This window comes from Bacteroidales bacterium (assembly GCA_012519055.1).
Classification (GTDB): domain Bacteria; phylum Bacteroidota; class Bacteroidia; order Bacteroidales; family Salinivirgaceae; genus JAAYQU01.
Genome location: JAAYQU010000011.1, coordinates 25,388 through 34,702, shown reverse-complemented (window position 1 = coordinate 34,702; position 9,315 = coordinate 25,388). Strand labels below are relative to the sequence as shown.

7 protein-coding genes and 4 tRNA genes are annotated in these 9,315 nt (G+C 35.4%); 4 read left to right on the top strand and 7 right to left on the bottom strand.

Annotated elements, in window-relative coordinates:
* On the bottom strand, nucleotides 1-832 hold an 832-nt coding region (locus GX311_02380), incomplete at its 3' end, for a GAF domain-containing protein (GenBank protein ID NLK15222.1).
* A gap of 483 nt (nucleotides 833-1,315) precedes the next feature.
* On the opposite strand from GX311_02380, the gene lepA reads away from it, so the two are divergent.
* Nucleotides 1,316-3,106 carry an elongation factor 4 gene (gene lepA / locus GX311_02375; GenBank protein ID NLK15221.1) on the top strand — a complete coding sequence of 597 codons (1,791 nt, stop codon included), beginning with the start codon at nucleotides 1,316-1,318 and terminating at the stop codon, nucleotides 3,104-3,106.
* Nucleotides 3,107-3,236: 130 nt separating this feature from the next.
* Here lepA and GX311_02370 read toward each other — a convergent pair whose 3' ends face one another.
* The 3 genes from GX311_02370 to GX311_02360 all read right to left on the bottom strand — a co-directional run bounded on the left by GX311_02370 (nucleotide 3,237) and on the right by GX311_02360 (nucleotide 6,138).
* A complete protein-coding gene (locus tag GX311_02370; GenBank protein ID NLK15220.1) occupies nucleotides 3,237-4,304 on the bottom strand; it encodes a VOC family protein in 1,068 nt (355 codons plus the stop codon).
* 126 nt (nucleotides 4,305-4,430) lie between these two features.
* Nucleotides 4,431-4,504 (bottom strand) — tRNA-Asn (locus tag GX311_02365).
* Between the two features lie 170 nt (nucleotides 4,505-4,674).
* The gene (locus tag GX311_02360; GenBank protein NLK15219.1) at nucleotides 4,675-6,138 is read right to left on the bottom strand and encodes a sodium:solute symporter; all 1,464 of its coding nucleotides are present in this window, start codon (nucleotides 6,136-6,138) and stop codon (nucleotides 4,675-4,677) included.
* Nucleotides 6,139-6,366: 228 nt separating this feature from the next.
* Between GX311_02360 and GX311_02355 the strand changes: the two genes are divergently transcribed.
* On the top strand, nucleotides 6,367-6,795 hold the full coding sequence (locus GX311_02355; protein NLK15218.1) for a hypothetical protein: 429 nt from the start codon (nucleotides 6,367-6,369) through the stop codon (nucleotides 6,793-6,795).
* On the opposite strand, the gene GX311_02350 is transcribed toward GX311_02355, so the two are convergent.
* Entirely contained in the window at nucleotides 6,788-7,441 is a 654-nt protein-coding gene (locus tag GX311_02350; GenBank protein ID NLK15217.1) for an MBL fold metallo-hydrolase, read from the bottom strand. The two genes, GX311_02355 and GX311_02350, sit on opposite strands and share 8 nt — an antisense overlap.
* Nucleotides 7,442-7,613: 172 nt before the next feature.
* A tRNA-Phe gene (locus GX311_02345) sits at nucleotides 7,614-7,686 on the bottom strand.
* A 280-nt stretch (nucleotides 7,687-7,966) separates the two neighbouring features.
* On the opposite strand from GX311_02345, the gene GX311_02340 reads away from it, so the two are divergent.
* Nucleotides 7,967-8,039, top strand: a tRNA-Gly gene (locus tag GX311_02340).
* A gap of 25 nt (nucleotides 8,040-8,064) precedes the next feature.
* Nucleotides 8,065-8,150, top strand: a tRNA-Leu gene (locus tag GX311_02335).
* Nucleotides 8,151-8,181: 31 nt separating this feature from the next.
* On the opposite strand, the gene GX311_02330 is transcribed toward GX311_02335, so the two are convergent.
* Nucleotides 8,182-9,210, bottom strand: coding sequence for a hypothetical protein (locus GX311_02330; GenBank protein NLK15216.1), 1,029 nt, complete (start codon nucleotides 9,208-9,210; stop codon nucleotides 8,182-8,184).
* Nucleotides 9,211-9,315: the final 105 nt, after the last annotated feature.

Genomic DNA, 9,315 nt, shown 5'->3' with positions numbered 1-9,315 from the left:
CAATAACGCCGTGCACTTCATCATTGTATTTTAAAGGAGCTATTAATAAGTTTCGTGGATTTGACTGACCTAACCCGCTTGTTATTTCCAGATAATCATCGGGGACGTCATCCAGTACAAGTATTCGCTTTTCGAATGCCGAACGTCCAATAAGACCTTCATTCCACTCTATTCTTTTCTTATTGTATTTTTGGCGATCATATGCAAAATGAGCTGTTAGTTGGAAATGAACATCATGTTCATCCTCGTCATTTAATATGTAAAAGCCTCCTTGAGCAGTTCCTACATATTTACACATATTGCTTATAACTTCTAACGACAGCAACTCTATGTTGTCGTTATTGCGCCTTAAAATTTCTCCAAAACGTGCTAATCCTTCAGCAATCCAATTTCTCTCAAAATCCTCTTTTTTGCGTTGTTCTTCAGCATCTTTATTGCTTTTTATGTTTTCAACAATGTTAACTAAAGTTTGACCCAACTTGTCGGTAAACAATTTTGTGTCGTAGTCCGAATCGATTTTACCTTGAAGAATATCCTCTGCAAAAGTTTGTAATTTTGCTGAACGTTGATTGAGTACGTGAAGCTGTTCGGAAAGCAGATTAATTCTGCCCTCAAAAAACAGCCCGCAGAAACGTGCAAATAGCCCCAAAATGACTGGTAGTAAGTCAACAAGGAAAAATATTGAATACCTATGGAGAGCTTTAATATTAGAAAAAGTCATGGTCTGGTTCTGATAATCAAGAACACCCTTAATTATAAAAAAGGTTAGAATAAGACCTAAAACAACTCCTCCAATTGTAAATGTGTGAGTAAGACGATTTTTATTTGCCATAACAGGTTCTGTTTTGAATCAAATATGGTTACAGTTTTATTTTCTACCTGTAAATCAGCTTGGTGATTAATACCTACTTGATTAATTTGTTTTGCCAAGTTAATACTTTAAAGTACCAAATATATTAATTTTTGCTTGGTTTTTAAAACGAACACTTAAATTATAATAAAAAGATATAATAGTGTTATTGCTTAACATGTTTTTCTATGCACTTTGTATCAGCAAAATGCACGTATGTAGCGTATAACTTGTAAGGATAATTTTGCCTGAATATTATTCAAATGTTAAAAGATATGTAATAATATTTATCTATATTTTATTTGATTGCTTTTTGTCTAATTTCCAAATATTATTAACCTTATTTATTTTTTTTGTAATTTTGCGCTCCGATCAAAGTTATTGATTGGATTTGATAGATATTCTTAGTAAATTACAGAACAACTATTTACCCCGATTTTAGAACATATAAAAACCGGTAATTAAATGAACAAGATCCGCAACTTTTGCATTATTGCACACATCGACCATGGTAAGAGTACTTTGGCTGATAGATTATTACAATCAACAAACTCAATATCTGAACGTGAACAACGTAGTCAGGTGTTAGATAGCATGGATCTTGAACGTGAGCGTGGGATAACAATTAAAAGTCACGCCATTCAAATGAACTACAAACACGCCGATAATCAGGATTATATTTTAAATTTGATTGATACACCGGGACACGTTGATTTTTCATACGAGGTTTCTCGTTCAATAGCTGCATGTGAGGGAGCTTTACTTATCGTAGATGCAACTCAAGGGATTCAAGCTCAAACCATTAGTAATTTGTACATGGCCATAGAGCATGATCTTGAGATTATTCCAATTTTGAATAAAATGGATCTTCCCAATGCGATGCCCGAAGAAGTTAAAGATCAAATAGTTGATTTACTTGGTTGCAAGCGCGATGAAATAATTGAAGCCTCTGGAAAAACAGGATTAGGGGTTGAGTTGATTTTATCTGCAATAGTAGAACGCGTACCCGCACCTGTCGGCGATCCTAATGCTCCATTAGAAGCATTGATTTTTGACAGTGTATTCAATCAGTTTAGAGGAATTGTCACTTATTTTAAGATTCTAAACGGAACAATTAAAGCAAAAGACCATGTGAAATTTTATAATACCAAAAGAGAGTATTATGCCGACGAGATAGGGGTTCTTAAACTTGGATATTCACCTACAGATAAGCTAAGTGCAGGAGATGTGGGTTATTTAATAAGTGGCATTAAAGCGGCTCGTGAAGTTAAAGTTGGCGACACAATTACCCATGTTGATAGGCCATGTGCAAAAGCAATTGCAGGATTCGAAGATGTGAAACCTATGGTATTTGCAGGTCTTTATCCCGTTGATCCTGATGATTATGAAGACTTGAGGGCATCTATAGAAAAGTTGCAGCTTAATGACGCTTCTCTTACGTTTGAACCTGAATCTTCAATGGCATTGGGATTTGGATTTCGTTGCGGATTTCTTGGACTTTTACATATGGAAATTGTGCAAGAACGGTTAGAGCGGGAATTCGACATGGACGTTATTACAACAGTTCCAAACGTTAGTTATAAGGTGCATACAACAAAAGGTGAAATTATAGAAGTACATAATCCTGCAGGCTTACCACCGGTAAATCATATTGAACACATTGAGGAACCATTCATAAGTGCACAAATTATTACATCTACAGAGTTTTTAGGCTCTATAATGACACTTTGTATTGGCAAAAGGGGCGAACTGAAAAATCAGATTTTTTTAACGGGCAATCGTGTTGAAATAAATTTTGATATGCCTCTGTCTGAGATTGTTATCGACTTTTACGACAAGTTAAAGAGCGTATCAAAAGGTTATGCTTCGTTTGATTATCATATTACAGATTATCGACCTGCCAAGCTTGTCAGGCTGGATATTCTTTTAAATGGAGAGAATGTTGACGCACTTTCAGCACTGTTACATGTTGACAATGCGTATGATTTCGGTCGAAGAATTTGTGAAAAACTTAAGGAGCTTATTCCACGTCAACAATTTGATGTTGCAATACAGGCGGCAATTGGATCTAAAATTATTGCACGTGAGACAGTGAAAGCTGTTCGTAAAGATGTTACCGCAAAATGTTATGGTGGGGATATTTCTCGTAAGAGAAAACTGTTAGAGAAACAGAAAAAAGGGAAAAAGCGAATGAGGCAGGTTGGTAATGTGGAGGTTCCACAAAAGGCTTTCCTTGCGATATTGAAACTCGATTAGCCTCAGAACAATGAACAATTAGCAATTATCAATTGGAATGCAGAATACACAGGTTTTACTGTAGAGACTGAGTATGCTTCGTTTCCACTCAATTGTTAATTGTTCATTGTTAATTGCACATTGCTTTATTCTACACCCTTTTTATTCTATTTATACTCATCGCTTTAAGTAAAAATCGTGGTAATGGTTTATTGGGATTACGTTTTTTCAAATCGATAAACCAGCCTATTTTTTTCATAATAGGTACGCGGTGAGCTTCGGTAAATTCAATTAAAGTGCCCTCTGGAGCTTGAATATAGCAGAAATGTCCTGCGGCATCTCCCATATCAAACGATGAACTGCTGTCAACGGTAAACGGGAAACCTTTGGAAGCACATAGTTGGCGGATTTCATTCATTCCCTGAACATCATAGCAAATGTGAATAAAACCGGGGTCGCCCCAGATTCGTCCATCATAGATTTTTTGTGGTACTCTATCAATAACTTGCACCAGCTCTATTTGAGATGACCCCAAAAGTGGGGAGAAAGGACCTCTTCGGGCTTCAGTGTGTTGCAATAGAATACGACGGAACTGTTTTTTACCTCCGGGTAAATCTGCGAAATCATCAAAAGTTTGAGTGATGTCATAACCTATTTTATCGTATCCTAAGATGTCACGATAAACAACCAAACTCTCTTCCATATTCTGAACACCAATGATTGCACCGAAAACACCACCTGATGGCACACGTCTTGTTTTGTTAAAACAGCTTGGCTCTTCGACAAACTCGAAAATATTTTTGTTTAAATCCCGAACAAAAAAGTGTTTTGTTCCATTAGGCATAGTTGTAATAGAACTAAGGATTTCAGTTTTTACTTTCTGTTGATATTTGTAGGCTTTCTCTATTGAACGACATTTTAGTTTGGTAACATAAATGCCTAAGTCGCCCAATTGTACGTCGAACAAAGACATTGTTGGCTCTTTCCCTGTGTGTTGCCAGATTTCAAAACCACCGCCTCCGCCCATATTTACAGCTAAAGCAGCGTGTCGTTCACGCGGCTTCCCATCAGTGTGTGGAAGCATTAACTCAGCGACTGCCTTTTCATCAAATATCCGGACATCCATTCCAAAGTGTTCAATATACCAATTCCACGATTCAGCAAAATTTGGAACGCCAACTCCCATTTGTTGGATACCGCCTATAGTAAATTTTTGCATTTTGATTGATTTATATGATTACTGTGGGCAAATATATTCATTTTTACATAGAAACCAATCATTGAAATATTTATAAATGAGGACAAAAGAAAAACCACTTACAATATTGTAAGTGGTTTTGTTTTGCTCCCCCTCTTGGACTTGAACCAAGGACCCCCTGATTAACAGTCAGGTGCTCTAACCAACTGAGCTAAGGAGGAATTCCAAAAAGAGATGCAAATATAGTTGCTCTTTTTGATTTGACAAAACATTTTTCAAAGAAAAACGGACAATTATTTTAAACAACAATTTTTTTTGAGGTATCAAATAGTCCATATGCTTTAAAAACAGGACAATACACTTGTGCCTTGTACCTTTTCCTTTGTACTTTTCACTTGTGAGCTTGTTTTCTAAATCGGGAAAAATATAAACCTAAATATGTAATTAAACCATTAATAATAAGTAGTTCATACCCTACTTGATAGCCATCGAACAACCTTTCTGCGTTAATTTGAATGAGATAACAAATTATAGGTGCAAGGACTCCAATTATTGGAATCATGATAGGTTTAACGTTATGTTTAGTAAAAATACCAAAGGCAAACATTCCTAAGAGCGGTCCGTAGGTATATCCAGCAACTCTAAATATGTTGCTAATTATGCTATCATCAGAAATAGCTCTGAATACAACAATTACAATAACCATTAGTACAGAAATACCGACATGAACAATTTTGCGAACTTTTACAGCCTTTGGCGAATCAATGTTTTTGTGATTGTAACCTAATATATCTACTGTAAAAGAGGTGGTTAAAGCTGTTAAAGCAGAGTCTGCTGATGAATAAGCTGCAGCTATCAATCCAATAATAAACGAAATAGCTACTATAGGACTTAAAGTGCCTCCAAAAGCTATTGTCGGGTACAGTTCATCGGTTTTAAGGGGAATTTCAATATGGTTTGCTTGTGCGTACATAACTAAAAGCACGCCCAAAGTCAAAAACAATAAATTAATTGGCACAAATGCCATTCCATACGAGACAACATTTTTTTGAGCATCTTTCAGATTTTTACAACTTAGATTTTTCTGCATTAAATCTTGATCTAGCCCTGTCATTACAATGGTTATAAACATTCCACTAAAAAAGTGCTTGAAGAAATATTTGTCGGAACGCCAATCATCAAAATAAAAGGTTTTACTGAGTGGATTATCGGCAACTGATTTAATCATCTCTGTAAAATTTAGGTTTAATGATTGTCCTATCTCAACTATCGTGAGGATTACTGCTAATATCAATAGTGTAGTTTGGAGTACATCAGTCCAAATAATTGTGCCTATTCCTCCTCTGTAGGTATAGAGCCAAATAAGTAGTATAGTGATTATTACGGTAATATAAAAAGGAATATTGAAATGGTCGAAAACCGCAACTTGTAAAACAACACTTACAATAAAAAGGCGGAATGCCGAGCCGATAGTTCTGCTTACCAAAAAAAGCACAGCCCCTGTTTTATAGGCTGCTACGCCAAATCGATGCTCAAGATAAGTGTATATAGAGGTTACGTTTAATTTGTAATATATGGGTAATAATACGTATGCAATTACAAGATAACCAATAAAATAGCCGAGTACCATTTGCATATAAGAAAAATTACTGGTTACAACCCAGCCCGGCACTGAAATAAAAGTAACACCACTTATTGATGAGCCGATCATTCCAAAGGCTATTATGTACCAAGGTGCTTTTTTCCCTGCAAGATAGAAAGCCTTATTATTTGTATTTTTTGATGTTAATTTGGAAATAAAATAGAGAAGCAAAAAGTAACCAATTAACAGTATAATTACGAGTTCGGGTTTCATACGTAGTTTGTTATCAATTGTTGTAATTGTTCGAATTTCAAATAAACAACCTAATTTGCTATATTAAGCTGACAAAGTTAGTTGTTTTTATTTCTAGATAGGTTACTTTTCCTGAATTATATGTGATTTACATTAATTAACTTATGGTTAAGAATTTTTAGATAAAATTGTGTCTAATGTTGAAAACATTACCTATATCTTGCTGACAAAAGTAAAAAAACATAAAAAATGAACAGACAAATATTTATATTAACGCTATTATTTGGTCTGATGGCTTGCACATCAGCTCAAAGTAGAGAGCAATTTCCTCCAAAATGGGCAAACAAACTCCCAAAATCTAAAAACAAGATTTATTCGGTTGGATATGGACAATCGGCAAACCAGTCGGTTGCTTATGACAAAGCTCGCGCAAACGCTTTTACAGAACTTGCTGAAATTCTTGGACCTACTACAGTCACATTGAAAGAAATCTCTAATGAGCCTAACAGTAATACCAAATCAGAAGAGAAAAAAACTGAGGTTATATTGTCTGATGTCAGTATAATAGAAAAAGCCTCACGACAAACTGATGAAGGATTATTTGAGGTTTATGTATTGGTCTCTTATAATAAGAAAAGCTTAAAAAAGGAGGTTCGTAAAAGTGCTGAGACTAATTGAAATTCATGTGTCTAATAAATGGATTGTGTGCTCTTTCATGCCCAATAGTCGTTGATTCACCGTGACCGGGAAGAACCTTTGTATCATCAGGCAATGTAAGTAGCTTTTGATTTATCCCTCTGATTAAAGTTTCGTAATTACCGTAAATAAGGTCGGTTCTACCAATTGACTCATAAAAAAGCACATCCCCAGAAAAAACCACTTTTGCGTTTTCATTATAAAATACAACATGACCAGGGGTGTGTCCCGGAATGTGCATTATTTTTAGGCTTGAATTTCCAAACTTAATTGTTTGTCCATCTTCAATATATTTACCAGGATAAGGGGGTTCTGCAGAGAGTTTTATTCCTAATTGTGATGCATAAGACATTGTTTGGTCAATTAGGAACTCATCGTTTTCGTGTGCACAAGGAGCCAACCCAAACTCCTTGTAAAGGAAAGCATTACCCATAATGTGGTCTATGTGTAAATGCGTGTTTAACACATATTTTAGGGTAAGGTTATTATTTTTAATAAATGATGACAGTTCACTCTCTTCCTGTTGATTAAAACATCCTGCGTCTATTATTACACATTGTCCGGTTTCGTCATATACAACAAATGTATTCTCCTGCCAAGGATTAAAAACAAAATTTTTAATTGAAATCATACTCTATTTTTTTGTACACAAACTTACATACAAACAGTTAATTTTACAAATAGTTCAAATTTGATTATTTGAAACGATGAAATATTATAAATAATCCGCGTCATCTGTGTTCTACTGCGGTACAAACAAAAAAAGCCTGTACATAAAGTACAAGCTTTTTTAAAAGAAGTGGTGCCACTCGGGATCGAACCAAGGACACCAGGATTTTCAGTCCTGTGCTCTACCTACTGAGCTATGGCACCCCTTGCTGTTTTAGCGCTGCAAATATAGATATTTTTTAATTATCAGCAATACTAATAAGAAAAAAAGCATTTATAAATATTTATCATTTATTTTACATACTATATACAAATTTGCTTAATCTGGGCTGTATTTGTTTGCATTTTAACATATTGAGTTTGTTTAAAGCCTTTTTTATTTACTTCGTATTATGTTTTCCGCTCGAACAAGTAAAAAAAAATTACAATTATTATTTTATATTTTGTCAGTTTTGGAATAAGTTTTATATTTGCAGTCTCAAAAGCGGGAATAGCTCAGTTGGCAGAGCACGACCTTGCCAAGGTCGGGGTCGCGAGTTCGAGTCTCGTTTCCCGCTCTCTACACAAAATAATTAAGATGTAGCCCTGGTGGTGGAATTGGTAGACACGCAGGACTTAAAATCCTGTGAGCCGAAAAGCTCGTACCGGTTCGATTCCGGTCCGGGGCACAAAAGAAGAAAGCCTTGTAATTCAGGGCTTTTATTGTTCAAAACTGTCCTTCAGCATTTTCGGTCCCTTACCCACGTTATCGTGCAATAATTTATCGTAAGTTAATGGAGATTCTTCTAAAAGTTTGATTACTTTTTCTTTGGCTATCGGTGGATAGATAAGGTGTAAACGTAGTTCACGATCGAAAGTAAATGTAACAGGACACTCAATCTCTTCACGTTTGTCACGGATATATTGTGCCCATTCTATAAGATTGCTGCTTGGCAAAAATTTGCTTGTTCCAGAAGATAAAAATAGCGCACACATTGTTAATGCTTCATTTTCGACAATATGTTCAAATAAATCCCAATGCCCGTCGTCTAAAGCTCGTAAAAATTGATTGGTGTTGATTTGTGCATGTTTTATTCTAGATTCCAAATACGGGTGATTATATAAATCCTCTGGATTTAACTCACTAAGGTTGTGTGAGGAGTTGTCAAAGCTTAATATAGTGTCGTTCAGTTTGCTATATATCATTGCTTCACGTTGATATTGTGAGGCGTATTTATCTGATGACCAAGATATAGCCGCATTTTTACCTAATCCAACAAAGCCGCCGTAGGTTGAGCGAGCCGCATTTTCAGAGTCTAGCAGTGCTATGCTGCTTACAGTTTGAAGTTGTGGTTGTGCATCAAGTTTCCCTAAATGATTGGCTATAACGCTTAAACAGAATGTTAATGAGCACATTACTGTGTATATCCCAACAAAAGGAATTAATGAGTCTTCGATTGTTACTGAAATTTCTAAACTTGTCTGGTTAATCCATGGAAAAACAGGGACCACTTTTTCAAACCAATGCGAAATACGCTTTTTTAAATATTCCGATTCTACACCATTGATAGTAACAGTAAATGAGAATTTTTGCTCTTTGCTATGAGTATATTTAACTGTTGTTTCAGATTTCGCTTTATCCAATGTCATGCTAAAAGAGGGGTTCCCCTGAGTGCGCTTACGATAGCCCCCAAAGTTTTTTATCAGCGAAATATTTGCCGGACAACTGTATGAAATAATTCCTTGCATGATGTGATCTGTTTTTATTCTTTCAAAAATACAAAAAAAAATTGAGTTAAAAGTTTTAATGTGTTTTATATGGTCACTTCGATAAATTCAGTGACCGTAGTTCGA